The organism is Fertoeibacter niger, from assembly GCF_009380135.2.
GTDB lineage: Bacteria > Pseudomonadota > Alphaproteobacteria > Rhodobacterales > Rhodobacteraceae > Fertoeibacter > Fertoeibacter niger.
Window position 1 is genome coordinate 18,886 of record NZ_WHUT02000016.1, and the last position, 25,747, is coordinate 44,632.

The 25,747-nt window shown below is 67.5% G+C and carries 16 protein-coding genes; 8 read left to right on the forward strand and 8 right to left on the reverse strand.

The features are described from left to right. The first annotated feature begins 79 nt into the window (after nucleotides 1–79). The 5 genes from GEU84_RS19135 to GEU84_RS19155 all read left to right on the forward strand — a co-directional run bounded on the left by GEU84_RS19135 (nucleotide 80) and on the right by GEU84_RS19155 (nucleotide 3,668). Nucleotides 80–1,453 (forward strand): DUF2793 domain-containing protein, encoded by a 1,374-nt coding sequence (locus GEU84_RS19135; protein ID WP_152828505.1) that lies wholly within the window; start codon nucleotides 80–82, stop codon nucleotides 1,451–1,453. 11 nt (nucleotides 1,454–1,464) lie between these two features. Then, a complete protein-coding gene (locus tag GEU84_RS19140; protein WP_152828506.1) occupies nucleotides 1,465–1,785 on the forward strand; it encodes a hypothetical protein in 321 nt (106 codons plus the stop codon). Next, complete coding sequence (locus GEU84_RS19145; RefSeq protein ID WP_152828507.1) at nucleotides 1,782–2,237, forward strand: hypothetical protein; 456 nt, start codon at nucleotides 1,782–1,784, stop codon at nucleotides 2,235–2,237. The genes GEU84_RS19140 and GEU84_RS19145 overlap by 4 nt, the downstream gene beginning before the upstream one ends. Before the next feature lie 217 nt (nucleotides 2,238–2,454). Further along, the gene (locus GEU84_RS19150; protein ID WP_174540004.1) at nucleotides 2,455–2,601 is read left to right on the forward strand and encodes a hypothetical protein; all 147 of its coding nucleotides are present in this window, start codon (nucleotides 2,455–2,457) and stop codon (nucleotides 2,599–2,601) included. Between the two features lie 35 nt (nucleotides 2,602–2,636). After that, on the forward strand, nucleotides 2,637–3,668 hold the full coding sequence (locus GEU84_RS19155) for a GSCFA domain-containing protein (RefSeq protein ID WP_152828508.1): 1,032 nt from the start codon (nucleotides 2,637–2,639) through the stop codon (nucleotides 3,666–3,668). A 58-nt stretch (nucleotides 3,669–3,726) separates the two neighbouring features. Here GEU84_RS19155 and GEU84_RS19160 read toward each other — a convergent pair whose 3' ends face one another. From GEU84_RS19160 to GEU84_RS19175, 4 genes are read right to left on the reverse strand one after another with little or no spacing between them, the layout of a single operon-like run. After that, nucleotides 3,727–4,581 (reverse strand): hypothetical protein, encoded by an 855-nt coding sequence (locus GEU84_RS19160; protein ID WP_152828509.1) that lies wholly within the window; start codon nucleotides 4,579–4,581, stop codon nucleotides 3,727–3,729. A 36-nt stretch (nucleotides 4,582–4,617) separates the two neighbouring features. Further along, nucleotides 4,618–5,598, reverse strand: coding sequence for a hypothetical protein (locus tag GEU84_RS19165; RefSeq protein WP_152828510.1), 981 nt, complete (start codon nucleotides 5,596–5,598; stop codon nucleotides 4,618–4,620). After that, nucleotides 5,595–9,041 (reverse strand): glycosyltransferase, encoded by a 3,447-nt coding sequence (locus GEU84_RS19170; RefSeq protein WP_152828511.1) that lies wholly within the window; start codon nucleotides 9,039–9,041, stop codon nucleotides 5,595–5,597. The genes GEU84_RS19165 and GEU84_RS19170 overlap by 4 nt, the downstream gene beginning before the upstream one ends. Further along, on the reverse strand, nucleotides 9,041–12,307 hold the full coding sequence (locus tag GEU84_RS19175) for a hypothetical protein (RefSeq protein WP_152828512.1): 3,267 nt from the start codon (nucleotides 12,305–12,307) through the stop codon (nucleotides 9,041–9,043). The genes GEU84_RS19170 and GEU84_RS19175 overlap by 1 nt, the downstream gene beginning before the upstream one ends. Before the next feature lie 284 nt (nucleotides 12,308–12,591). Here GEU84_RS19175 and GEU84_RS19180 point away from each other — a divergent pair, with 284 nt between their 5' ends. Together GEU84_RS19180 and GEU84_RS19185 are read left to right on the forward strand one after the other, a co-directional pair. Next, nucleotides 12,592–13,521, forward strand: coding sequence for an alginate O-acetyltransferase AlgX-related protein (locus GEU84_RS19180; protein ID WP_152828513.1), 930 nt, complete (start codon nucleotides 12,592–12,594; stop codon nucleotides 13,519–13,521). Between the two features lie 55 nt (nucleotides 13,522–13,576). Next, complete coding sequence (locus GEU84_RS19185) at nucleotides 13,577–14,641, forward strand: hypothetical protein (RefSeq protein ID WP_152828514.1); 1,065 nt, start codon at nucleotides 13,577–13,579, stop codon at nucleotides 14,639–14,641. Nucleotides 14,642–14,721: 80 nt separating this feature from the next. On the opposite strand, the gene GEU84_RS21385 is transcribed toward GEU84_RS19185, so the two are convergent. Then, nucleotides 14,722–19,065 (reverse strand): M10 family metallopeptidase C-terminal domain-containing protein, encoded by a 4,344-nt coding sequence (locus GEU84_RS21385; RefSeq protein WP_152828515.1) that lies wholly within the window; start codon nucleotides 19,063–19,065, stop codon nucleotides 14,722–14,724. A gap of 266 nt (nucleotides 19,066–19,331) precedes the next feature. Between GEU84_RS21385 and GEU84_RS19195 the strand changes: the two genes are divergently transcribed. Next, nucleotides 19,332–19,835, forward strand: coding sequence for a hypothetical protein (locus GEU84_RS19195; protein ID WP_152828516.1), 504 nt, complete (start codon nucleotides 19,332–19,334; stop codon nucleotides 19,833–19,835). 15 nt (nucleotides 19,836–19,850) lie between these two features. Here GEU84_RS19195 and GEU84_RS19200 read toward each other — a convergent pair whose 3' ends face one another. The 3 genes from GEU84_RS19200 to GEU84_RS19210 form a co-directional block, all read right to left on the reverse strand. Further along, nucleotides 19,851–20,972, reverse strand: coding sequence for a polysaccharide pyruvyl transferase family protein (locus GEU84_RS19200; protein WP_152828517.1), 1,122 nt, complete (start codon nucleotides 20,970–20,972; stop codon nucleotides 19,851–19,853). Nucleotides 20,973–21,037: 65 nt separating this feature from the next. After that, complete coding sequence (locus tag GEU84_RS19205) at nucleotides 21,038–24,979, reverse strand: glycosyltransferase (RefSeq protein WP_152828518.1); 3,942 nt, start codon at nucleotides 24,977–24,979, stop codon at nucleotides 21,038–21,040. Beyond that, a complete protein-coding gene (locus GEU84_RS19210; RefSeq protein WP_152828519.1) occupies nucleotides 24,972–25,589 on the reverse strand; it encodes a hypothetical protein in 618 nt (205 codons plus the stop codon). The genes GEU84_RS19205 and GEU84_RS19210 overlap by 8 nt, the downstream gene beginning before the upstream one ends. Between the last annotated feature and the right edge of the window lie 158 nt (nucleotides 25,590–25,747).

Genomic DNA, 25,747 nt, shown 5'->3' on the forward strand with positions numbered 1-25,747 from the left:
CGCGCGCGGTGGGGGCAGGGGGTGTTTACCTTTCCTGCCTAGCCTTCCGGGCTGATACGCACAGCGGAGACCGCCCCCCATGCCCGATGTCTCGCCCATCCTGGCGCTGCCCTATATCCTGCCGGCGCAGGCGCAGAAGCATGTCACCCATAACGAGGCGCTGCGCCTGCTGGATCTGCTGGTGCAGCCGGTGGTGGCCGACCGCAGCCTGACCACGCCGCCGCCCGATCCGGCCCCCGGCGCACGCCATATCGTCGCGGCGGGCGGGCTGGGGGCCTGGGCCGGGCAGGATGGCACCATCGCGCAATGGCAGGGCAGCGGCTGGGCCTTTGTGGTGCCGCAGGCCGGCTGGCAAGTGCATGTGCTGGCCGAACAGGCCGATGTGGTATTCCATGCCGGGGTCTGGCAGGCGGCGGCAGAACGGCCGCTGACGGTGCAGCGTTTGGGGGTCAGCGCCAGCCCCGATGCCACCAACAGGCTTGCGGTATCGGCGGCGGCCTCGCTGTTCAGCCATGCCGGGGCCGGGCATCAGATGAAGATCAACAAGACGGCCGCCGCCGATACCGCAAGCCTGCTGTTCCAGTCGGGCTGGTCGGGCAGGGCGGAAATGGGGCTGGCAGGCAGCGATGATTTCACCGTCAAGGTCAGCCCCGACGGCAGCCTGTTTCTGGAGGCCCTGCGCGCCGAGGCGGCCACCGGGCGGGTGATCGCGGCGCATGGGATGCAGGTGCAGGGTGCCATCAGCGGCACCGCCGTGACCCAAGGCCCCACCGACAGCACCGCAGGGCGGCTGCTGAAGGCCGGCGATTTCGGCCTGGGTGGCGCGCAGGCCCCGGTGCTGACAGACCTGACGCAGGCCATCGCCCCCGGCCTTTACAGCTTTGCCGAGAACAGCGCGACGGGCAGCCCCGGCACCGGCAGCTTCGACTGTGCGCTGCTGGTCTGCGGCGCGGGCGTGGCGGGGGCGGGCGAGGCCTTTGTCGCGCTGCGCCGCAGTGCCAGCGTCACCAGCCAGCGGCTGTGGATCGGCGCGCGCATGGCGGCCACCGGGGCGATTGCCTGGACGGAACTGCGCCATGCGGGCAACCTTCTGGGCGCGGTCAGCCAGAGCGGCGGCCTGCCGACCGGGGCCGTGATCGAGCGTGGCAGCAACGCCAACGGCAGCTATGTGCGCTTTGCCGATGGCACGCAGATCTGCCGTCATGCCCCGACCGTGACCAATATCGACGTGCTGTCGGGCGGCATCTATATGAGCGACACGCTGGGCTGGACGTTTCCGGCCGTGTTTTCCGGCGCCCCGGTGGTCAGCGGCACCGCGTCGGTGGATCGCGGCTGGGTGGCGCGGGGGGCCTCGGCGGCGTCCAGCACCAGTGCCACGCTGCGCGCCTGCCGCAGCGTTTCGGCAACGGCGGTGATCACCCTTCACGTGATGGCCGTTGGCCAGTGGTTCTGAGGAGAACAGCAATGCACCTGACCTTTGCCCCGATGCGGCATGACATGCCGCTGGTTCTGCGGCGCCATGGCGACAGGCTGTGCGTGAATGGCGCAGAGCTTGATCTGTCCGGCATTCCCGAAGGGGCCGTCCTGCCGCGCGCGGCGGTGGCCTGCGACTGGCTGGCCGGGGATATCGAACGGCGTGACGGCATTCTGCATCTGGTGCTGATCCTGCCGCATGGCCCCGATGCGCCGGAGGCGACCCTGTTTCCCGCGCCCATCCTGCTGACCGGCGACGGCCCCGTCACCCTGCCGCCCTACACGGCCCTGTCCGGGGGGGGCGTGGCGTGAAGGGGGGCAGCACCGTCGACCTGACGCAGCTTGTGACAGCCGAGGCGCGCGCCGCACTGGCGCTGGACAACGCCCGGCAGCAGGCGCTGGCCGGTGTGCTGGCCTGGGGCGATGCCGCCGCCGCCGCCCTGCACGGCGATGTGCCGCTGGCCGAAAGGCTGGGCTGGGCGTCAAAGAGCCTGGCCGCGCAGGCCGTGCTGGCGGGCAAGGCCAAGCCCCGGCAGAGGGCGCTGATCGCGGCCGAGGCCGCCGTGACCGGCGAAGAGCCCGCGGCGCTGGCGGCCCGGATCGTGGCACGGGATGCCGCCTGCTGCGCGGCGCTGGCCCGGTTGACGGGATTGCGCCGCAAGGCAGGCCGGGCCATCGCCGCCGCCGCCACCCCGGATGAGGCCGCAGCGGTCCTGGCCGCGCTGCATGCCGAGGTGGCGGCGCCGGGGGTGTCAGGCGGCTGAGAGGCGGGTCTCCCGCGTGGTGGGGCACTGTGGCAAAAGGCGGGTCCATGACCCGCCTTTTTAAGTTTCATCAATGAAGTCAATGCCCTGCAAATACACATTGGCTGTGATCCACGCCCGTTCCCCAACCAAGTTTGCTTGACGCGCTGTCGCAAAGACACGATATTGAGGCCACGCAGCATTGTGCTGCGTTTGCAAACACCAAAGGACCACAAACATGGCAGCTGACCCGAAACGCAAACGTCTGCGTGAAATCAAGACGCGGATCGCCGAATTGCGCGCCGACCTCGCCCCCAAACAGGCCGAGTTGAAGGCGCTTCTGGCCGAACTCACCACGATGAAAGACGTCGCCCCGTCGGAATGACGTGGCACGGCGCATAGTTTTTCTGGAGTGATTGCATGACCCTCGGCGTTGTATCCCCTGACCAGGCGCTACAGACTTTCAAGATTGATGGCGCGACGCAATGGGGCAAGGGCCGCAATTCGCATCAGCCGGGCACCAACCCGATGAATGCGTCGGCGCGGCTGCACCAGCAGTCGATCCGGTTCTTTGTGGATGGCACACCGGAGCAGATATTGCCGGGGTCCACCATCTTTGCCGTAGGGTCATGCTTTGCCCGCGAGATCGAGCGCCACCTGGCGCGGCAGGGCTTCAAGATCGCGTCTTTTGTGCCGGGCGAGACCGATGACGGGAAATCCGAGGTCTCGATCACCAACCGCTACAACACCGCCTCGATGCTGCTGGAAATGCGCCGGCTGCTGGAGGAGCCCGACATTCTGGCCGATGACGCGCTGCTGATCGAACAGCGGCCGGGCAGCTATGCCGATGCGCATTACCATGATGCGACGGTTGGCGACAAGGAGACGGTGCTTGGCCGCCGCAAACGCTTTTACGAGCATTTCCAGAGCATCCGCGATGCCGATGTGCTGTTCTTCACCCTGGGGCTGAACGAGGCGGGCTATGACACCCGCAACGGTCTTTACCGCAACATGTCGCCCACGGTGCGCGAATTGCGGCTGGCGCTGCCGCTGGAGGTGCACAGCTTTACCGTGGCCGAAAACGTGGCGGCCCTGCACGAGATCTACCGTCTGGTGCGCACCCATTGCACAAAGAATCCCAAGGTGTTCATCACCGTGTCGCCCGTGCCGCTGACGCTGACCTATCAGCGCAAGGATGTCATCCTGGCCAATATGGAGGGCAAGTCGATCCTGCGGGCGGCGGCGGCAGAGTTCTGCGCGCAGGTATCCGATGTGATCTATTTCCCGTCCTTCGAGATGGCGATGTCCTGCGACCCGCATCATGTGTTCCGCGGTGACAAACGCCACATCAACAGCGATTTCGTCTCGTCCATCGTGGGCGAATTCGTGCGCAGGCATTGCATGGCGCTGGCCGACAGCCAGCCCGTGGCAGAAGCGGCTGAAACCGCCTGAGCGGCGGTGGCGGGGGGCATCTGCGCCCCCGCCACCGCCACCGCCCTGGCGCAAAGGCTCAGGCCGGGCCGATCAGCGCGTCATCCTCGGGCAGAAGCCGCTTCAGGCGGCGGTGGCGGGGCTTGTTCTCCTTGGTGCGGCGCAGCATCACCCGTTTGTAGCGCAGCAGCATGCGGCGCTGCCGGGCGGTGCGGTAGAAGGCCGGCAGATCAAGGCTGCCCGTCAGCGTCTGGTCAAAGACCGGCGCCAGCAGCCGCAGCGACAGCAGATGCGCCGGCATGCGGTGCCCGACAAAGGGAATGTGCAGGCGGATCATGTGATCGGCCGCGATCAGATCGGCCTGCGGACGGTCATAGGTGTCATAGGGGTCAAAGACCACGGCCAGCGTTTCGACGCCCGCCACCTGCAGGCCCAGATCACAGATCGGGCGTGTCCAGTCCAGTGCCTCGGCGTCCTTGTAGCGGCGCTCCCATCCCCGCACCTCGGGGCCAAGATTGACCTGCGGATTCATCGCCAGCACCCGCCGCGCCCCGGTGATCGCGGCAAAGGCCAGCGCCCCGAACCCGCCCATCGAGCCGCCATAGTTCATCACCGTGGCAAAGCTGCCGAACAGGCCCGCCGCCTGCGCATCGCGAAAGAAGGTCTCCAGCCCCGGGTCCAGATACCAGCAGGACTGGTCGGGCTTCACATGCAGCCCCGACAGGCCGCGCCGCGCCAGAAACACCGCCGCCCAGGCCTCGCGGGTTGCCGAGGGCGGATAGGATTTGCGGCGCGGATCGAACGTCACCACCAGCGTGTCGGTGCTGCGCAGAAAGAATTCGATCGTGTAGCCCGGCAGGCGGAACTGCCAGTGGCGCCCCTCGCGCTGCACGGTGTATTTTTTGCCGAGGATGGCAAGAGCGGCCAAGGCCATGGCCTGTCCTTTCACATGCAATCACGCCGGGCGGGATTACGCCCCGGCCAGCTTTGCCTGAATATCGGGATCGCCGAACAGCCCGTCCATCAGCCATTCCATGTCTTCGGCCGTGGGGGCTTTCGGGGCGCGGCGCCGGGGCGAAAGGGTGAAATACGCCTCGGGCAGCGGCACGATCTGGCTGATGCCGGTGTTGACCGCGCGCGAACGGTCCAGATAGGCCTGCGCCGCATCGGCATCCAGAAACACCGGGCTGCCTGCGAAGGGCGCATGTTGCGCGCCCAGGGCCAGCAGCTTTTTCGCCACCAGCGCCTGAAGCTCGGCCGGAATCACCGCGTCGCCGCGGCGCAGCTGGCCGTTCTGGCATTGCTCTGCCATGATCTGGCTGGCGGTGACGAAACGTTCGTTCAGCGACTGGTTCTTGCGGGCAGGGGGCGCATCGACCGTGACACCCAGAAGGTCCGCCAGCGCATCGCTGATGTCGGCATGGTTCTCGTAGATCATGACCGACAGGTTGTCCTGCCCGAAGACCGCGATCCAGTTCTGGATCAGCGTCAGGAAATCCAGCTTGCCATCGGCCTGCAAACGATCCGAAAAGGTGGTGAAACTGCCGGTATAGCCCCGCTTGCAGGCCTGGGCGAACAGCGATTCAGACCATTCCAGCTGGTTGCGCAGGCACAGGATCAGCTGGACCGAGAACGGCTCCAGCCTTTGCCCCAGCACCTTGATGTCATTGCGGCCCAGCAGGCTGAAATCTTCGGAGCTGACAAACAGCTTGTCGCGCCTGGAGGCATGGGCCGCGGCCAGCAGCGCATCCATGCCCGGCAGCGCCGGGTCATAGCGCCGGTTGCGCGACATCTCGAGGGCGGCATTGTGATGGGCGTGCCGCGGGGCGAAGGCCTCGCGCAGGTAATCGATCTTGGCGGCCTTCAGCGGGCCCTGCGGCGCCATGAAATACATCTGGATGGTCGAGGTGCCGGTTTTCTGCAACCCGATGTGAAGATACAGTTTTTTCATGCAGCAACAGTACCTTCATGCGTGACGGGCCGTGCAGGTTCACCCGACTTTTCGGCAACTGCCTGCCGGATGAGCACAAAATACTGATGCACCATTTCCCGGTAGGTGACAAGTTCCCAGAACCGGGTGGCCGCGCTTTCAGCCAGGGCAGCCCGGGCGCGCCCATCGGTCAGCAGGCGGTGCAGGTGCCGCGTCAGATGCGCGATGTCGCCGGGTGGGTAAAGCAGCCCGCTTTCGCCATCGACAATCTGTTCCTGCGTGCCGAACACGGCGGAACTGACGATCGGCAGCCCGAAAGACATCGCCTCCACGATCACCCGCGGATAGCTTTCGTTCTTTGACGCAAAGACAAAGGCATCGGCGGCGCGGTACCACAGCGCCACGTCATGGGTTTCGGGCTCGATATGCACGCGGCCCGCCAGACTGGGCAGGGTGGCGATCCGGGCCTTGATCTGGTCCAGATATTCCGACGGCTTGGCCCCCACCAGCGCCAGGCGCAGCGTGCCGTGCAGATCCTCGGGCAGGGCGGCGATGGCCTCGAGGATATCGGCCTGCGCCTTGCGCGCGTTGATCGAGCCCACCGAGACCAGCAGCACCCCGTCGGCCGGCTGGCCCAGCGAGGCGCGCAGCGCGGCCTTGTCCATCGCGCGCACCGTGTCGAAATGCGCCAGATCAATGCCGTTGGGGATCAGGGCCGTGCGTTGCAGCCCGTGATGCCCACGCCACAATTCGCGCGTGTGTTCCGAAACGAAGATCGCTTTGCCGGTCTGTTCCAGCCCGGCGCGGCAGGCCTCCATCACCAGTTCGGGGCCGAAGGTGAAATTCACATGCTCCTGGCTGCTTTCGCGGATCATCGCCAGCGTCGGCACGCCCATGTCCTCGGCCAGCTTGGCAAACCACAGGCAGGTGGCGGTGTTCACCACCACCACGTCGATGCCCTGCGCGCGCACATCCTCGCGGAAGCGTTCGCCCAGTTTCTCATGCGTGCGCGCGATGATATTGGCGGCCAGACGGCTGCGCGCGCCGAAATCGGGCACGATCACCTCGATGCCCGCACGGCGGTATTCCTCCTCCAGCGCGCCGGGCATCACCGAGAACACCACCGGGTCGATGTCGTAATGCGCCTTCAGCCCCAGCACGGTCTGCATCAGGCTGGTCGGCGCGCCTTCGCCGACATTCATGTTGTGCGACACGAACATCACCTTCAGCCGCCGTGTCACCGCGCGGCCTGGCCCGGTGACGACGTGGTGGCGCAGCAGCGCCTCATATTGTTCGCGGATCGCCACATCGCCAAAGCGCCGTTCGATCACGCCCTGCATCTTTTGCAGATAGCGCTGGCGCTCGGCAGGGGCCGACAGCGCGGTCATGGCGCGGTCCAGCCCCGCCTTGTCGCGCACGATGGCATAATCCATGCCGCCCGCGCGCAGCAGCGCCTCGCAGCTGGGGGCCGAGGTCACGATCACCGGCACGCCATTGGCGATGGCGGTGATCAGGCGGTTCGGGCTTTTGGTGTTTTCCTCGGGGCTGTGCGACAGCAGGCAGATGCTGCAGGCGCGCAGGTCGGCCACGAAACTGTCATAGGCCCAGTCAACCGCCACATCGCCATAGGCGGCGTATTCGGGTTTGTTCTCGGTCTTGGCGACATGGTTGAAATGCCGCTTGCGCGTGATCAGGCGCATGCCGCGCTCGGTGTTCTGCATCACATGGTCGATCATCCAGCGGGCGGATTCGAAATTGTTGCGCCCGGCATTGCCATACCAGACCACCGGCCCGTCGGCGGGCGAGGGGCTGGCATCGCGCTGGCCCAGATAGTCGATGCCGTCCTGGATGCAGACCACGGGCCGCGCCAGGCCCAGGGCCGTGATCTCGCGCTTCAGCGCCACGGTCGAGGCGATGATGACCGTGGCGCGCTCTGCCAGCTGGAAGAAGCGGGTCTTGGCATGCACCCCGCCCACCTGGCGGTCATCGTCGTAATAGCGGTCGCACACATCATAGATCACGGTGATCTGCGGATTGGCCATCAGCGCGTCATAGGTCGCATCCGACGCCAGCTGCGACACGATCACCACCTCGGCCTCGGGGGCAAAGCCAAGGGCCGCATGCATCTGGGCGCTGCCCGCCAGCAGCTTCACGGGTTGCGCGCAGCGCAGCCGGGACGAGGCGAAATCGGCGGCCGGTTCCCAGAACGGCACGAAATGCACCCGGGGCGGGGCCTGGGTGGCGGCATTGCGCGGGGTGAAGGCGCGGCGGTAAAGCGGGGCCGTGCGGCGCACATTGTGGTAGTTTTCGGCAAAGCGCCGGGCGGCGGCGCGCATCGTGGCGGCCAGCCCGGGCGTGTCGCGCAGCCGCTCGATCTGGCGGGCGATGTCATGCTGGTCGCGCTTGCAATACAGGATGCCCTCGCCATCGGGGATGCGTTCGGCATGAAAGCCCGCATCGCGCGTGGTGATGACCGGCACGCCAAGCGCCAGCGCCTCCATGATGACGTTGGAACAGCCTTCCTTGCCGGGGGCCACCGGATGCACCAGACAGTCGATCTGGCTGTAGAACTTGGCGCGCATGTCCTCGCGGGCGATCTGGCCCGCACCCTTGCCGAAATGCAGCAGCGGCAGGTCCAGCGCCTTGCAGGCATCCTCGACGAAATCATAGCCCTTGATCTTGCGTTCCTTGCTGGTGGTCAGGTTGCCCGCAAAGCCCACGGTGAAGCTGTCGCCGCTGCGCGGATCGCAGATGGCCCAATCGTCCAGATCCAGCGCATTGGGGATCAGATGCACATTGGCATGCAGCGGCGACAGCAGATCCTGCAACTGGCCGTTCAGCACGATCACGGAATCGAACACCGACAGATCGGCGCGCAGCCGCGCGAAATCGTCGCCATAGGCCAGTTCGATCGGGCGCGGGCCGCCCACGCGCAGCACATTGCGCTGGCCCAGCACGCCGCGCATCTTGAAGATCTTGATGTCGAAATACAGCGCCAGATCCGCGCCCGGTTCGGTGCCGTCGATGACATGCTCGAATTCCGGCAGATGCGGGGCCAGCATGCGGGCGTTGTTGCCATAGGCCCAGCCCACGTTGTCGGGGTTCATCACCCAGTTCAGCACCGGCTTGCCGCGCGGCGGCACGTCGGATTTCTGCACCGGCACCACCCAGCGGCCCTCGTGCAAGCCGTGGCGCAGGTAATGCAGCAAGGGGTTCATGCCCACCCGCGCCACATCGGGGTTCAGCTTCAGATAGGCCTTGCTGTCGAAGGCGGGCGAGGGGTCGCGCCCCAGCCGCGCCCCCAGCCACAGATAGTGTTCGGCAGGATCCATGCCCAGCCGCGCCACATCGGGATATTGCGCCATATACCAGGAGGCATCGAACAGGTCGCACCGGCGGACATCCTCGATCGCGGTGCGTGGCGCCAGCAGTGGCCTGGAAGAACTGCCGGTAGAAACTGCCATCATGACCTCCTGATGTTGCCCGGATTGGGGGCCCGGCCCTCGGCGAGGCCGTAAAGCACGAAATGCCGCACGGGGTCGGCACCCGCTTCGGCCACATCGGTGTTGACCTTCAGATACCATTCGGCATCGAAAAGGCCCGTCGCGCGCAGCGCGGCCATCTGGCGGCGCAGCCGTGCGCCCTTGGTCAGGAAGCGGCCCCGGCCCCTGCTGGCCAGCGCCTCGCGGATATACTGGCGGTCGGCCTCGGTCCGGTCAGCCTCGGCGGCCTGCTGTTTGCCCTGTTCGGTCTGTTTGCCCTGTTCGGTCTGGGCGTGGCTCTGGCCGGCCAGCGCCGCCTCGGCCTCGGCCAGCCGCCGGGCGGCCTCGGCCAGTGCGGCGGCATGTGCGGCCCCGACGGCTTCGGCGCGGGCGCGCTCGGCCTGCAATTCGGCCGCGAGCCCGGTCTCTGCCGCCGCCTGCCGCCGTGCCGCCGCCTCGATCTGTGCATTGCGCTCGGCCAGCCGGGTCTGCTCGGCCTCGGCGGCGCGCAGCGCCGTTTCCAGTTCGGCGCGCGCCTTGTTCTGCGCGGCCAGTTCGGCCTCCATCGCCGTGAGCCTGGCCTGCCCGGTCCTTGCCGCCTGCAACGCCGTTTCCAGTTCGGCGCGTGCCTTTTGCTGCGCGGCCAGCTCGGCCTCAAGCTCTGTCAGGCGGCCGGTGGTGTCCAGCAGGCTGGCCCTTGCCGCCTGCTGGTCCTGTTCTGCAAGCCGCAGCAGATCGGTCAACTGCACGGCATCGTTGAGGCGGGCCTCGTGCGATTCCGCCAGCAGCGCGGTTTCGCGCTGCAGCATGGTCTTTTCGGCCCGCAGCCCGGCTTCGGTCTCGGCATGCTGGCGCGCATGGTCCTGCATCTCGCGGATCAGCGGCTGCAACTGCGCCTCGATGCGGGCGGCCACCTGTTCATGCACCTTGCCAGTGGCCACGGCCGCCGCATGGGCCTGCTGAAGTTTGGCCATGCTCGCCCTGGCATCATGCAGGGCCGCCTCGGCCTCGTTCTGGCGGCGTGTCTGTTCGGCATGCCGCCGTGCGGCCTGATCCAGTTCGGCCAGTGCCTTTTCCAGGGCGCGGTTGGCATCCTCGGTTTCCGCGCGGCGTTGCGACAGGGCGTTTTCGGTTTCGCGCAGCTGGTCGCGCAAGGCAGCCGCCTCGGCCTCGGTGGCCTCCTGTGTGGCGTGCAGGGCATCAATCCGGGCGGCCTTGGCGGCATCGGCCTCGGCCAGCGCCATGGCGCGGGTGTCGGCGGCGCTGCGGGCGGCGGTCTCGGCCTCCAGCGCGGCGCTCAGGCGGGCGGCTTCGGCCTCGGCGGCTTCGGCCAGAGTTGCGGCTGCGGCCTCGGCGGCGCTGCGGGCGGCGGTCTCGGCCTCCAGCGCGGCGGTCAGGCGGGCGGCTTCGGCCTCGGCGGCTTTTGCCAGTTCTGCGGCTGCGGCCTCGGCGGCGCTGCGGGCGGCGGCTTCGGCCTCCAGCGCGGCGGTCAGGCGTGCGGCTTCGGCCTCGGCGGCTTTTGCCAGAGTTGCGGCTGCGGCCTCGGCGGCGCTGCGGGCAGCGGCTTCGGCCTCCAGTGCGGCGGTCAGGCGGGCGGCTTCGGCCTCGGCGGCTTCGGCCAGTTCTGCGGCCCCGGCCTCGGCGGCGCTGCGGGCGGCGGTCTCGGCCTCCAGCGCGGCGGTCAGGCGGGCGGCTTCGGCCTCGGCGGCCTTGGCCAGTTCTGCGGCCCCGGCCTCGGCGGCGCTGCGGGCGGCGGTCTCGGCCCCCAACGCCTGATTGAGCCGGGTCACATTGGCTTCGGCGGTGTTGCGTGAGGCCTTCAGCTCGCCGATGCGGCGTGCCTTGATCTCGTCGGCCTCGGCCAGAGCGGAACGTGCGGCCTCGGCCTCGGCCAGGGCTGCGGCCAGCGTGGCGGCTTCGGCCTCGGCTGCCGCCAGTGAGGCGGCTTGTGCGGTGTGATCCGCGCGCAGCGCCGCTGCGGCCTCTGTGGCTTCGGCCAGTTCGGCCCGGGTGGCTGTCAGGGCGGTTTCGGCCGTGGCAAGGCGGGTGCGGGCGGCGGCGGCCACCGATTCCAGCCGCTGTGCGGCGGCGGTTTCGGCAGCACTGGCGGCGCTGCGGGCGGCGGCCAGATCGGCCTCGGCCTGCGCCAGCTCGGCACGCAGCCGTGCCGCCTCGCGCGTGGCCTCCTCCTGGTCGCTGGACAGGCGCAGCCGCTTGATGCGGCCTTCCTCCATCTTCTCGGCCAGGGCGGCCAGTTCGGCCTCCAGCGTGGCGGTGCGGTCCTTGGCCTCCTGCCCGGCGGCGGTCAGCTTGCCGATCACCTCGTCGCGGCCGCGCAGATCCTCGGCGGCCTTCTGGCCCAGCGTGATCAGCTGCGCAAAGGCCAGCCCGGTTGCGCCCATCTCGGTGCGGATCGCGTCGAGGGCGGGGTAATCATCCGGGTTCTCGCCCCCGGCCGACCATGTGTCCAGAATGCGGTAGGTGTCGCGCAGCCAGGCGGGCAGCAGCGGGTTTTCCACCACATCCTCCAGCGCATGCTGATGGTGGCGCTTTTCGTCCGACAGAAAGCCCGCGACATCTTCGGCGATCTGTTCGGGCCCGCGCGGCCAGGACAGGCCAAGCGCCTCGCCCGCGCGGTTGACGACCCGGCCCCAGCCGCGCAGCAGCCGGTCATAGCTGACAAAGGCGCGTGGCCGCCCGCGCGACAGCGCCTCGGCATCCAGCATGTGACGCAGCCACAGCAGATGCGCGAATTCGGGCGCAAAACCGTTGCGCGCGGCCAGCGAGGCGGCCACCTCCAGCGGGTTGCGCAGCACGCAGACCACATGCGGCGTGACATCCGCCGCTTCCAGCACGTCGAACCAGAACGGGGCCAGACGGCAGATGCGCGGGTCTTTCAGCACGAAAAACCGCGAGCTGCCGATTTCGGCCTGCAGCAGGTCTGCCGCCTCATCCTTGAATTCCTGCGCCTTGGCCGAGTCGAGCCAGCCTGCGTTCACCGCCCGCCAGTCGTTCCAGCGGCTGCCCGCCGAGGCCAGCAGGCGGTCGTTGAAGGCGCGCACGGTGCGCGATTCCCAATAGCCGCTCTGGTTGTGCTGGCTTGCGCCGATCAGGGTGGCCGGAAGGTCTGCCCCCAGCAGGCTCAGCAGCCGCGTCGTGCAGCTGGTGCCAGCGCGGTGCATGCCCAGAACCAGAATCCCGATGCGTTGCGGCTTGCTGGTCTTGGCCCGGTCGCTCCGGTTCTGCATCGTCTCACCCCAGGGAAAAATGGCCGCTCACCCTGATGTCAGAGTATTTTGAATCGGCATGAATATACGCGCTACAAGCAACGCTGCTGGCTATAGGGGATGCCTGCGGCCGTTTCAAGCAAGAGCATGGTTCTTCGGCCCCACGCGCAGGCGGTGATGCTTTTTTAGGCGTTCTTCCGGGGCGGGGCAGGGCAGGGATCGCTTGCCAAACCGGGCCTGCGGGCCTAGCTTGCGCGACGCTCCGGGTCTGCGCCTTGCCCGGCCAGATGGGTTCACAACGGCATATGACGGACCACGACAAGATATTTGAAACCGACGACGGCTTCCTGTTCCTGACCGGCGGTGATCATGACGTGGGCGCCTATTTCACGGGCAGCAAACGTCCTGATGCCGCCTCTGTCACCGCGTTTTTCGGCAATCTGCAGGATCGCGCCAGCTATTGCCGGGATGCGGGCATTGATTTTTCGATGTGGATCTTTCCCGACAAGGTGCATGCGCTGCGCGCCAAGCTGCGTGAACTGGGCGATTTCGGCTCGCTCTATCTGGACCGCTATCAGGCCAGCCCGCTGTGGTCGGCCACGGCACCCGTGATCTATCCGCTGGCGGCGGTCGACGGGCAGGATGCCTGTTTTCTGCGCACCGACACGCATTACTCCGACACCGGGGCCATTGCGATCACCCATGCCATCCTGCAGCGGCTGGACCTGCCGGCGGCGGATGCCTACCGGGCAGAGGCGATGGCGGCGCTGACCGAAGGCAAGGCGCAGGCGGGCGATCTGGGCCGCAAGTTCGACCCGCCCCGCAAGGAAAAGATCCGCGAACTGCCACCGCTGAAACCGGTCACGATCCGCACCAACGGGCTGCAGCGCAACAATGGCGTGCTGTCGCTGGTCGACAGCCCCGAGGCCGAGACCGACCAGACCCTGCTGATCTTCGGCGACAGCTTTTTCCGGCAGCTCCTGCCGCAGCTGGCCTGGCGGTTCCGCCGCATCGTGTTCTGCCGCTCGGCCTTCTTCCATTACGAACTGGTGCGCGCGGTGGGCCCGCAGGTGATCATGGCCGGGGCGGCGGAACGCTATCTCGCCGCCTGCCTGCCCGATGCGGCAAGGCCACATTTCCTTGCCATTCCGCTGATCGGCAACCGCAAGATGCAGCCGCAGGATGGCTTTGCCGAACTGTTCCAGACATTCTTCGACCAGAGCAAGCTGATCTGAGCCCGGGTCCGGCTCCGGTCCCGCATAACCGGGAAACCCCGGAACAACAGGGAAGATGATGACGCGCGTGGTGTTTCACATCGGTGACCGCAAGACCGGCACCACCAGCCTGCAACGGCTGTTCACAGACTGGCTGGGCGAGGACGGGCAGCCGCTGCCGGGCATACCGCATTATCCGCGCGCCGGGCGCTGGCGCGAACAGCGCATCAACCATGTCAACCTGGCGCATCAGACCTGTGGCGATGCGCGCTTCAACCCCGATCTGGGCAACTGGGCCGATCTGGGCCGCGAGATCGCCGAGACCGCCGCGCCGCTGGTCGTGGTGTCGAGCGAAGGGTTTGAAAGCGCCGATCCCGCGCGGATGGCCGCGGATATCGCCAGCCATCTGCCTGCGGGCACCCAGGTGCAGATGGTCTGCTATCTGCGCAGCCATATCGACCGGATCTGCGCCAGCTATGCGCAGAATGTGAAGACCGGCAAGTATTTCCGCCCGCTGGAGGTGTTTGCCGCCCGCAGCGCGCGTGGCCGCCTGGGCCAGCCATTCCAGCGGTTGCAGCGCTGGCGCGACCATTTCGGCGACCGGCTGGAGGTGCGGGCCTACCGCCGCGACCGGCTGCTGCGCCAGGATGTGCTGGATGATTTCCTGATCGGGGTGCTGCGGCTTGATCCGGCGCTGGTTGCGACGAAACCGCAGATCACCCTGGAAAACACCAACCCCGGCATGCAGGCGCTGGAGGCCGTGCGCCGGCTTTGCGTGGCGGCGGGGCTGGAAAAGACACCCGATGCGCTGCCCGCCGCCGTGCTGGAACGCCGCTTTCTGGGCCCGCTGCGCGAGACGCTGATCCGGTTGCTGCCGGATGACCCGCCGCTGCGCCTGTCGCCCGCTGCGGCAGATCTGACCCATGACGCCTGCCTCGAGGATGCGCAGGCGATTGATGCGGCCTTCTTTGCCGATGATCCCTGTTTCGTGGCGGCGCTGACGGAAAGCCGCGACAAGGCACATGCCGCCGCCCGCACGGCTGCGGTTCCGGCCGAACTGCCCGCGCCCGCGCAGGCCGCTCTGGCCGATTGCGGCAACCGCCTGGCGGCGGCGCTGCGCGAATACCGCGCCGCAGGCTGACCGGGGCTGCCGCCGCCTTCGCGCAGACATGCAAAGGGCCGCCCCGCAGGGCGGCCCTTCGGCATTGCCGTGGTGCCGGATCAGACGAAGTCGAAATCGGCAAAGCTGTTCAGCTGCGCGACAGTGCGCCCGATGAACAGGATGCTGTCACCCGTGATCAGCGTGGCCAGCGCATTGCCCGCCACCGTCGAGAAGGTGATGTCGCTTGAGTCGAACCCGCCCTGGATGCGGACGGTGTCGATGCCAAGCTCGAAATCGGTGATCCGGTCATCTTCCCAGGCGAGGTTGAACAGGAACACATCCGCACCGCTGTTGCCGGTCAGCGTGTCATTGCCCGTATCGCCGATCAGCGTGTCGTTGCCGCCGCCACCAACCAGCGAATCCGCGCCCGCACCGCCGCGCAGAATGTCATTGCCATCCTGGCCGAACAGCGTGTCATTGCCGTTCTCGCCCAGCAGGTTGTCATTGCCGGCGCCGCCGCGGATCTCGTTGGCCGCGCCGGAGCCGGTCAGCGTGTCATTGCCGCCCCCGCCGAAGACATTCTCGAAACCGCTGATGATGTCGCCGTTGGCATCGCCGCCCGACGCCACGTTGGTGCCGATGTTCACGTTCACCCCCGCCACCGAGGTGTTGTAGGTCAGCGTGTCGGTGCCGTTGCCGCCCACCAGCGAATCCGCGCCCGCGCCGCCGCGGATCGTGTCATTGCCGTCCTGGCCCAGGATGGTGTCATTGCCGTTCTCGCCCGACAGGCTGTCATTGCCCAAGCCACCGCGGATCTCGTTGGCCCCGGCCGAGCCGGTCAGCGTGTCGTTGCCGCCCCCGCCGAAGACATTTTCAAAGCCGCTGATGATGTCGCCGGCCGCATCGCCGCCCGAGGCGGTGTTCAGCCCGATGTTCACCGCCACCCCGGCCACCGAGGTGTTGTAGGTCAGCGTGTCGATGCCGCCGCTGCCGATCAGCTCATCCGCGCCGGTGCCGCCGCGGATCGTGTCATTGCCGTCGCCGCCGGTCAGCGTGTCATTGCCGCCCTCGCCCGACAGGCTGTCATTGCCCGCGCCGCCGCGGATCTCGTTGGCCCCGGCCGAACCGGTCAGCGTGTCATTGGCCCCGCCGCCGAAGACGTTTTCAAAGCCGCTGATGATGTCGCCATCGGCATCGCCGCCGACGGCGGTGTTCAGCGTCAGGTTCACGTTCACCGCCAGCAGCGACGAGTTGTAAAGCAGCGAGTCGATGCCCGAGCCGCCCACCAGCGAATCCGCGCCGGCACCGCCGCGGATCGTGTCATTGCCATCCTGGCCCAGGATGGTGTCATTGCCGCCTTCGCCCAGCAGGCTGTCATCGCCCGCGCCGCCGCGCAGTTCGTTGGCCCCGCTGTCGCCGGTCAGGCTGTCGTTGAACGACCCGCCAAAGACATTCTCGAAGCTGGAGAAGGTATCGCCCAGAGCCTCGCCCGCTGTGCCGGTTCCGTCCGCAAGGCTGACCGCAACCGCCGCCGAAGCGGTGCTGTAGCTCAGCGTGTCGATGCCCGACCCGCCATAAAGGTCATCCGCGCCAATGCTGCCGCGGATCGTGTCATCGCCCGCCCCGCCATAGATCGTGTCATTGCCCGCGCCGCCGTTCACGCTGTCGGCCCCGCCGCGCGCGTCGATCACGTTGGCGCCGGTGGTGCCGGTGATGGTGCCCGCGCCGTCGGTGTCGATGTAATTCTCGAAATTCGTCACCGTGCGCAGGTTGGCGTTGAAGTCGAACGTGCCGGAAATCATGTTGAAGCTGATGACCGCCGAGCCGACATCCGAGTAATCCAGCGTGTCCACGCCGCTGCCGCCATCGGCATCGTCCAGCCCGTCGCCCGACAGGACGCTGATCGTGTCATTGCCCGCGCCGCCCAGCATGGTGTCGGTGCCGCGGCCGCCGAACAGCACATCATCGCCCGCGCCGCCGTCGATCCGGTTGGCACCGCTGTCGCCGGTCACGGTGTCATTGGCCCCGCCCAGCACCACATTCTCGAAGCCGAGGAACAGCTCTCCGGGGTATTGCGTGGCAAGGCCGGTGGCCATGTCGAAGGTGTAGACGAAATCGCCCACGCTCAGATCCAGCAGGTCGATGCCCGTGCCGCCATACATCGTCTCGCCGCCCGAAGTGGCCACCATCGTGTCATCGCCGCCGCCACCGTAATAGGTGTTGCCGTTTCCGTCCGAGACGATGGTGTTGCTGCCGGTGCCGTCGAAATAGATCTCGATGCTGGACAGGGCTGCTGACGCGTCATTGATCCCGGTGCCGGTGATGGTGCCCGCCTCGAAATCAAAGACGGTGCCGGAGTAGTCCGAGGCCGAATGGTCCAGCGTGTCGGTGCCCGACCCGCCATAGACGTTGTCATAGAACTGGCCTTGCAGCACGCGCAGCAGGTCGTCGCCGACCCCGCCATAGACATCGTCGGTGGTGAAGCCGCCCTCGATCGTGTCATTGCCGTCGCCGCCAAAGAGCGTGTCCTGCCCGCCGCCGCCGACCAGAAAATCATTGCCGCCATTGGCGGTGAAGGTGTTGGCGGCATCGTCGCCGATCAGGGTTTCGGCGGCGTTGGAGGTGATCAGGTTTTCCACACCGTTGATGATCTGGGTGTTGCCCGCCGGGTTCACCACGCTGACGAGCCCGGCGGCCAGGTCATAGATGATCCGGTCGTTGCTGAACAGGTTGCCCGAGAAATCGGCGGTGTCGACGCCCGACCCGCCATACATCGCGTCAAAGTTGATGGCATCCGTGTCGATGAACAGGTCGTTACCCGCCCCGCCATAAAGCGTGTCGGCGCCGGTCAGGCCGTTCAGCGTGTCATTGCCGTTGTTGCCGGTCAGCACGTTGTTGGCCTGGTTGCCGGTCATCAGGTCATTGCCCGACCCGCCGATGGCGTTTTCGATCAGCGAGGCGAGGTTGCCCTGGAACAGCAGCGCGTTGAACACGTTGCCGCGCGCCTCGAACCCGGCGGAGAACTGGTTGAGGTCGGCCAGCTGCGTGGTCGAGAAGGTCGAATGGCCGCCGGGGTTCAGATCCACCGTCAGGTTGGTGGAATAGGCGCTGAGATCATAGGTGTCGGTGCCGCCGCCATCCCAGATCGTCAGGAAGATCCGGTTGCCGCCGGGTGTGATGGCGGTCGTGCCGTTGATCACCGTGTTGCCGTTCAGCGGGTTCCAGGTGTAGGTCGTGTTGCCGGAATTGGCGGTGAAATCCGCGCCATACATGTATTGCAGCGCCGCGATGTCATACATCATGTAGGTCTGGGCGTAACCGAACTGTTCGTTCGTATAGCCGCTCAGCGGCGAGCCGACATACGAGCGGTAGGTCATCACCGAGAATTCCATCGAATCGAGATTCGCGGGCATCGCGCCGAAGACGTTGGTTTCCTGGCCATGCTTCAGGCCCAGGGCATGGCCCAGCTCGTGCAGCACGGTGTGCCAGTCGTAATTGCCCATGACGGGCGAGCGGCCCGAGCCGCCGTAGAAGGAATCACCGCCGAACACGCCGTTGTTGGGGTAATAGGCATAGGCGGTGCTGGGGTTCGAGGTGTTGGCCAGCCGCAGCGTGCCCGCGCCCGAACCGGAGCCCGCATAGTCGATGCCCAGCCCGGTGAAGCCTTCGACCGAAAATCCGCCCGCACTGGGCGACTGGGTATAGGTGAAATCATTCAGCGCAAAATGCGCCGCAAGCAGTTGCTGGGCATTGATCTGCTGGAAGTTGGAAAAGGCTTCCGGGTGGCTGGGCTGGTAATCGGCCACGCTGTCGGGGTCGGAATAGGTGATCGCCGCGTTCGCCCAGCGGATGCCGGCCAGCAGGCCGTCGATGCCCTGATTGCCCGATGCAACCACGGCGACCGTGGTCGCGCCCGAACCGTTTTCAACCGGGCCGGTGGTGGGGCCCGCGCCGGCGGCTGCGACCGGATCCAGCGCCGGGTCCACTGTAGACCCGCCGCAGAACGGGCAGGTGCAGCGGATGGGCTGGTCAAAGGTGGTGCTGACCGAAGTGTCTTCGCCGGCAAAGGGATTGTCGGATTGCGTGCTGAACGCGGCGAAGGACGGCACGGCCATCAGCCGCACGCCCTCGCCAAGGCGATCCTCCGGCCGGTCGGTCACAAGCGCCGTCCAGCTGGCAAGGGTGAAACCCTGTGCGACCTGCTCATCCCGGTCGGAGGCCAGGGTCCAGCTGTAGGCGGGGGCCGATGTTGCGGCCATCTCCGGCAACATTCCCGGCGGGGCGTTTTCGGGCACGAGCTCCGCTTCGACGGTATCCTCGGGCGGCAGGCTGCCGTCTGCCTGGGCGTCGGCGGCGACTGCGGTGGTTTCGGGCGCGGTTTCGGGGGCTGCACCGTCTGTTCCGAACAGGGCCTCAAGCAAAGAAAGACGCCGTTCACGAGAATCAACGAGATCGTGTGCCATTTTGATTTCTTTCCATAAAATAAGTCTGCCAGAGTCTACGGGGTGACTCTTTGTGTGCAAGATTAGCAAAAATTGAAACTTTCGGCAAGAAAAGTGCCGAGAGCCTCTGGAATCTTCCACGGTCTGCCCTATGCAATCAAGGGTTGTTTTTCCTCATGCGCCTGCGGGCGGCCATTTTCTGCCGGATCGGGGGCAGGGCGGCTGCGGGTGGTAGCTTTCCGGGCGGCCATGCCGCAGATTGCAGCCGGAATCAGGGGGCATGGGCCATGCCGGAAGCGGCGAAGCGGCGACGGGCGGGGGCGGTGCGGGAATCGGCCGGGCTGCTGGCGCTGTGCCTGCTGCTGCCGGGCTGCCTGCCCGAGACGCATTCCACAGCACAGGAGCGCAGGGATATGGCGGCAGGCATGACCGACGAGGGGCGCGCAGTGCGCAGCGACGAGCTGCCGGCCCCGCGTCTGACCGGGGCCGCGTCAGAGCGGCTGATCTATGACCAGGCCCGGGGCCAGAACAGCAACGCGGCGCTGATCATGTTCCTTGCGCGCAACCCCGCCAGCCCGCATGCCCCCGATGCCCGCCTGCACCTGACCCTGCGCACCACGCCCGACGCGCCGGGCATCGCGCAGGCGGTGGCCGGGGCCGATGCCGATGTGGTCAGCGCCTTTGACGCGGCGCGGCTGGCGGCTGGCAGCGGGCCCCTGCGCGCCTTTCTTGACCGGCACGCGGGCCACCCGCTGGCCGCCGAGGCGGCGCGCCTGCTGGCCGCCCGCTGATCCGGTGCCTGCCGCTCAGATCGCGCCGAGCCGGTGCGGCACGGCATTGGCATCCAGGAACTGGATGAAGTTGCGGAAATAGGCCACCTGGCGCGTGTTGAAGGCGGCGAAATCCGCGCGCGCCAGCAGGGCCTCCATGTCCATCCGGCCTGCGGCCAGCAGATCCGTGCTGCGCACCGCCGGAATCCCCGCGAATTGCGCCATCTCCTCGGTGCGGGTGTCATGGGTGATCAGCATCGAGGGCGTGCCCGCCAGCAGGCCCGCAATCACCCCGTGCAGCCGGGTGCCGATGACGAAATCCTGGTTGGCGCAATAGGCCAGCCATTCGGGAATATTGGTGAAGACGCGGATGTGGCGGGCCAGATAGGCCTGCGTCTGCGCCTCGTCGGCAGGGCTGAAGACATGGCGCAGGAAATCATGCTCCACCGTGTGGGCATCGGTCAGTTCGCCGCGATGGGCCTGCATCAGCGGCAGTTCGGTCTGGGCGACGTAATCGTAACCCTCCTCCAGCGCCTGTTTCAGGATGAAGCGCGTCAGGCGCATGCGCGCGTCGTCGCCCTTGGGGTTCACCTGATCGGGCAGGGTGCCGCTGACCGAGATGCGGCCGATCTGCCCCGGTGCCGTCTGCCGGGTGACGGCGGCGCTGTGCGTCATGTGCCACAACAGCGAGGGGCAGCCGGTCACGGTCACATTGGTGATGCCGTGATGCTCCAGCACCTCGGCGCTGAAGGTGCCGCGCACCGACAGCGACACGCAGCGTTCCGACACGGCCTTGAGAAAACGCAGCATCCCCGGATGCAGGTCGGGGATCTTGCCGTCATGCGACTGCGCGCCCAGGCCCAGGATGACCGTCGGCACATTGGCCTTTTCGATCCGCGCGGCAAGGCCGGTGAAATCATTGCGCGGTTGCAGCCAGTTGGCGGCCAGAATGACGATCCCGTCGCATTCGCGTTTCACCACCTCCAGATCCACCGATTGCCGGTCGGTCTTCGTGGTGGTGCGGATGAAGCGCCGCGCGGAGGAGCAGAACATGAAATTGCCGAGGTTGCGCCCCGAGAGCTTCAGCAGCCCTTCGGAATCTTTCTCCTCGGGGTCGAAAATATACGGGAAAAGGCCGGAGATGTAGGGGTTCTTCATGTCTGTTGTTCCGTCCTGCTGAGGCGGGGGGCTGCGCGCAGCGATACCGTGTCGCGGCCCCGTCTTCAATCCTGGGGGTTTGGGGTGGGGACATCGGGGGCCGTCGTGGCCCCGTTGCGGATGTAGCGGCCGATGCCGGACCGCGCGAAGCGGATCACCGCGCTGGTGTAGCGCAGCTGGCGGTCATGGGTGAAGCCTGCGGCGGCCAGCAGCGGCTCCAGCCGGGCGCGGGGTGTGGCATCCTGCACATAAAGCACACCCCCCGGCCGCAACAGCCGCGCCACCTCTGCGGCCACATCCGCCTGTGTGTCCGGGGCGGCGAAGGCGCCGCAGAGCGCGGCCAGATGCAGCCTGCCCGTTGCGTTGGGCAGCGCCTTGCCGCCCCGGCAGGCGTCCAGAAACGCGGCCCTGTCCAGAACGGGGCCCTGAAACTGGCCGGTCCAGAAATCGCGCAGCGCGGCGGGCAGGCCCACGCCCAGAGCCGGCAGCCGCCGGTAAAGCTGCGTCGATTCCGCCAGCGCGCGGAACAGCGCCCGCGCCTGCGGATCCGATCCGCAGCCGGGGCATTCGGCCAGCGCATCGCCGCCCCGGAAGGCCGGGCCCTGCGTGCCGCAGATGTTGCAGTGCCGCACCTCGCGCCGCGCGATCCGGTCCAGCCAGGGCAGATCGGCCAGCTGCGGCGGATGCAGGGCGGCATGGGTCTCGTCCACCCGGTTCTTCAGCTCGGGGCGGGTCTTGTTGAACAGCGCCATCAGGCCCGGCACCTCGCCCAGGGCCCAGCCATGGCTTTCGGCGTGATAGGAAAACTCCACATCCGTATAGTCATGCGGCACGGCGTCGGAAAAGCCGCCGATGGCATCGACCATCGCGCGGCGGATCACGAAGAACCCGCCCTGCACATGGCGGAAGGGCCGGTCGGGGTTGCCGGTGGCAAAGCCGGGGTTGCGGAATTTGGCGAACAGCCGCACCCCGGCGGGGTAGTCGCGCCCGGTCATGTAGCTGGGCGAATAGCACAGCGTGCCCGCCTGGCCCACCTGCGGGTTGGCATCCATATGCGCGACGAAGGGCTTTTCCCAGCCATGCGCGGTGGTCATGCCCTCCTTGCCGCAGACATAGATCATGTAATCAGACGTGCCCTGGGCCATGCACAGGTTGGTGCCCGGCCCGACAAAGGCATTCGCGCGGTTCAGGATCAGCGTCATGTTGCCGTGATCGCCGTAGACCGACAGCAGATGCGCCAGTGCGGGCGCATCTGACCCGTTGTCGCAGACGATCAGATGGAAGGGCAGGGCGGTGTTGGCATAAAGGCGGCGGATCACCTCGCGCGTCTGGTTCAGGTTGTTCCAGGACACGATCATCAGGTCGATGGTCTCGCCCGTCCAGAAGCGCAGCAGCGTGTCGACCAGCCGCTCGCCATGGTGGTTGCGCCTCAGCTGCGCCTCGGCATCCGCGATCATCGCCTGCACGGCCTCGGCCTCCAGCGCATAGAAGGCGCGGATGGCGGCGGCGATGCTGTCGGGCGTGGCCTCGCACAACAGGCCCGTCAGCCCGTCCTGCACCAGATCGGGGATGCCCGCGACCGGCGTTGTCAGCACCGGCAGGCCCGCCGCCATGCTTTCCATCAGCGTGGTGGGAATGCCGTCCATGTCGCCGTCGGCGGCGCGCAGCGAGGGGCAGGCGAACAGGTCATGGCTGCGGAACACCGCCAGCAGATCCTCGCGGGTGGCCACCGGGCCGTGCAGCACCACATTGCCGATCGCCTCGTCGGCGATGAGGCGGCGGTAGCTGTCTTCCAGCGGACCATAGCCGTGGATGTCGATGCCGATCCCGTCGGGTTCCAGCAGCTTGCCCGCGCGGATCAGCAGATCCAGCCCCTTCTTTTCGGCAAAGCGCGACACGGCGCAGATGCGGCGCGCGGCGCGTGCGGGGCGGTCGGCGATCTTGCCGCCTGCGAACAGGTCGGGGTCGATGGCGTTGGAGTTGATGGTGATCCTGTCCGCAGGCACGCCGCGGTCGATCAGATACTGGCGGTGGAACTGCGACAGGGTGAAGATCTGCCGGCACCAGGGCGAGCGGGCGAATTCGTCGATCCGGTTCCGGCTGGCACTGGCATAGCGGAAGATGTCCTGCGCATGGGCGATGCAGGTAAAGGGGATGCGGGCCTGTTCGGCCGCGGGCCAGACCATGTCGGTGACGGTGGGATAGACGAAATGCGCATGCACCACGTCGCGCCCGGTTTCCTGCAGGCGCTGCGCCAGATGGCCGGGGTCTTTCACCTGTTCCCATTCGATGGGAAAATCGGGGGTGAAACCGGGGTAGGGCGAGGCCTTGCAGAACACCCGCACGTCGATGCCCTGCGCGCGCAGCAGGCGCAGCTCGTTCAGCACGAAGGTTTCCGAGGGCACCGGGAAATGCCAGCAGAAATAGGCCAGCTTCAGGTCGCTGCGCGCGATGCGCGCTGGCAGGTCGCGGGCGCGCAGGGTCATCGGCTGCGGCGCGGGGCGGGGGCTGTCCTCCAGCAGGCCGGCATAGGCGGCGCCCATCGCCTGCGCATAGGCGGCAGCCCCGAAGGCGGCGGCGGCATGGTCGCGCGCCTTCAGCCCCATCACCAAGAGCGCCTTGCGGTCGGCGGCCAGCGCGCAGATCCGCTCGGCCACGGCGGCGGTATCGCCAAAGGGCACGACATGGCCGGTCTGGCCGTCGCGCAGCAGTTCGGGCGGGGCGCCGTGGTCATAGACGATCACCGGGCGGGCGGCGGCCATCGCCTCCAGCACGGTGCGCCCGAAGGATTCCTGGAACTGCGACAGGCTCAGCACCAGATCAACCTCGGCCATCGCCTCGGCCGGCGTGTTGCGGTAGCCTGCCACGCGCAGCGATGCGGGCAGGGTGCCGCTGCGCACGGCCTCCTCCACGGCCTCGGTATGCTGGTGGCGCGGGCCGATCAGCACGAATTCCGCCTCCGCGCCGCGCCCCGATCCCCGGGCCGCCACGGCGGCGGCCACGGCGGTAAAATCCGCCAGCCCCTTCTTGGGCACGTTCGACCCGATCATCCCCACCCGCAGCGGCCCGCCCAGGCGCGGGCCGGGCAGCGCGGTCAGCGTGGCCAGATCGGCGGTGTTGTAGACGACATGCGGCCGCCGCCCCGGCATGGCAAAGCAATCGGCGGTGGCCTGCGAATTGGCGATCACGCGGTCGCAGCGGCTCCACACGGCGGTGACGATGCTGGCCGCATCAAGGCCGATCATCTGCTGCAACTCGGCATCGTGGCGGATCAGCTCGCGCGCATGCACGATGGCGGGCAGGCCCAGGCGGCGCGCCGCGATCAGCGGCTCGCGCAGCATGATGGTGTTGGCATGCAGGATGTCGATACGCTCATCCGCCAGGATGCGCGCGAAGGCCGCGACCAGCGCCTCGTCCACCGGCACCTCGGCGCGCCACCAGCCATAGGCCAGCTCCAGCACCGCCACGCAGCGCGTCTGCAGCAGCGCCACATAGGCGGCGTTGCGGTTCACCGGCACGGTCACGATCACATTGCAGCCGATGGCCCTCAGCCCGTCGATCATGTCGAACAGGCTGCGCTCGCTGCCATAAAGCGTGTCGCCCACCACATGCGCGCACAGCAGCACCGTGCGCTGCCCCGCCACGCGCGGCACCTGGCCCTGCAGGCGGGTGACGCGGGGCTGGCGCAGCACATCGTCGCGCAGCGCCGGTTCCCACAGCCGGACCGGCTGGGCCACCCGGCCCTCCTTGCGCCCGTAGCGGATGTAATGCAGCACCGGGCCCATCGCCGACCGGGCCACGTCGTGATAGCGCGCCAGATAGGCGGCGGCATCAAAGCCGGGGCCGGGGCTGCGGCCCAGCCGCTGGCCCAGCCACAGGAAATGATCCACGGGGTCCATGCCCGCGAAAGCCACGTCGGGATAGGTTTCGGCATACCAGTCCGCATCGAACAGGCCCGAGGCCTCCAGTTCGGCGCGCGCCGCCGCCATGCGCCGGATGTCAGCCATGGGCCGGCCCCGCCCTGTCTGCGGCAGCCTGCGCGGCCGCGCGCGGCAGGCGGCCTTCGGCCAGCCCATGCAGCAGGAAATGCTGCGCAGGCTCGGCCCCGCCTGCCTTCACATCGCCATTGGTGGCCAGATACCAGTCCGGATCGAAGATCCCCGCGGCCACCATGCGGCGGCCCAGCTGCGCCAGATCCGCCGCGGGCCGTGCCGTGCCGTCGGGCCCCGTCACCAGCAGCGCCACCAGCGCGCGCAACCAGCCGGTCGCATCCTGCGCCGCCTGTTCGGCCCGCTGCGCGCGGTCTTCGGCCGCCGCCAGCAGCCGGGTCTGGGCGGCGAATTCGGCACCCAGGGCCTCCAGCTGCTGGCGCTGCCGCGCGGCGGCGGATGCCAGCAGATCGGTGTCGGCCAGTGCCTTGACGTGATCGGTGCGTTCCACCTGCGCCTCGGCCAGCAGCCGGGTCAAAGTGATGATCTCGTGCTGCATTGCCGCAAGGCGGGCGCTGGCGGTGGCCAGGTCATGCACCGTCAGCATCAGATCGACACGGCAGGCGTAAAGCTCGTCCGGCAGGCGGGCGGCGGAGACGTCCGAAAGATCATATGGGGTGTCTGGCACGGTTCTTGCTCTGAAAATACGGGCGTTGCTGTGAAACGGTCCTGCCGGGCCGGTGGGTCTGCTGCGCGGATGCGGCATCACCGGGCTGGCGCTGTGTGGTGGCAAGGGCCTTTCGGGAAACATGCCGCTGCGGCTGTGGCAGCGATACTGACAGCCGC

Excerpts from the sequence above, each read along its gene's own strand:
- GEU84_RS19135 (WP_152828505.1), top strand. The coding sequence starts at position 80 with ATGCCCGATGTCTCGCCCATCCTGGCGCTGCCCTATATCCTGCCGGCG.
- GEU84_RS19140 (WP_152828506.1), top strand. The coding sequence starts at position 1,465 with ATGCACCTGACCTTTGCCCCGATGCGGCATGACATGCCGCTGGTTCTG.
- GEU84_RS19150 (WP_174540004.1), top strand. The coding sequence starts at position 2,455 with ATGGCAGCTGACCCGAAACGCAAACGTCTGCGTGAAATCAAGACGCGG.
- GEU84_RS19155 (WP_152828508.1), top strand. The coding sequence starts at position 2,637 with ATGACCCTCGGCGTTGTATCCCCTGACCAGGCGCTACAGACTTTCAAG.
- GEU84_RS19160 (WP_152828509.1), bottom strand. The coding sequence starts at position 4,581 with ATGGCCTTGGCCGCTCTTGCCATCCTCGGCAAAAAATACACCGTGCAG.
- GEU84_RS19165 (WP_152828510.1), bottom strand. The coding sequence starts at position 5,598 with ATGAAAAAACTGTATCTTCACATCGGGTTGCAGAAAACCGGCACCTCG.
- GEU84_RS19170 (WP_152828511.1), bottom strand. The coding sequence starts at position 9,041 with ATGGCAGTTTCTACCGGCAGTTCTTCCAGGCCACTGCTGGCGCCACGC.
- GEU84_RS19175 (WP_152828512.1), bottom strand. The coding sequence starts at position 12,307 with ATGCAGAACCGGAGCGACCGGGCCAAGACCAGCAAGCCGCAACGCATC.
- GEU84_RS19180 (WP_152828513.1), top strand. The coding sequence starts at position 12,592 with ATGACGGACCACGACAAGATATTTGAAACCGACGACGGCTTCCTGTTC.
- GEU84_RS19185 (WP_152828514.1), top strand. The coding sequence starts at position 13,577 with ATGATGACGCGCGTGGTGTTTCACATCGGTGACCGCAAGACCGGCACC.
- GEU84_RS21385 (WP_152828515.1), bottom strand. The coding sequence starts at position 19,065 with ATGGCACACGATCTCGTTGATTCTCGTGAACGGCGTCTTTCTTTGCTT.
- GEU84_RS19195 (WP_152828516.1), top strand. The coding sequence starts at position 19,332 with ATGCCGGAAGCGGCGAAGCGGCGACGGGCGGGGGCGGTGCGGGAATCG.
- GEU84_RS19200 (WP_152828517.1), bottom strand. The coding sequence starts at position 20,972 with ATGAAGAACCCCTACATCTCCGGCCTTTTCCCGTATATTTTCGACCCC.
- GEU84_RS19205 (WP_152828518.1), bottom strand. The coding sequence starts at position 24,979 with ATGGCTGACATCCGGCGCATGGCGGCGGCGCGCGCCGAACTGGAGGCC.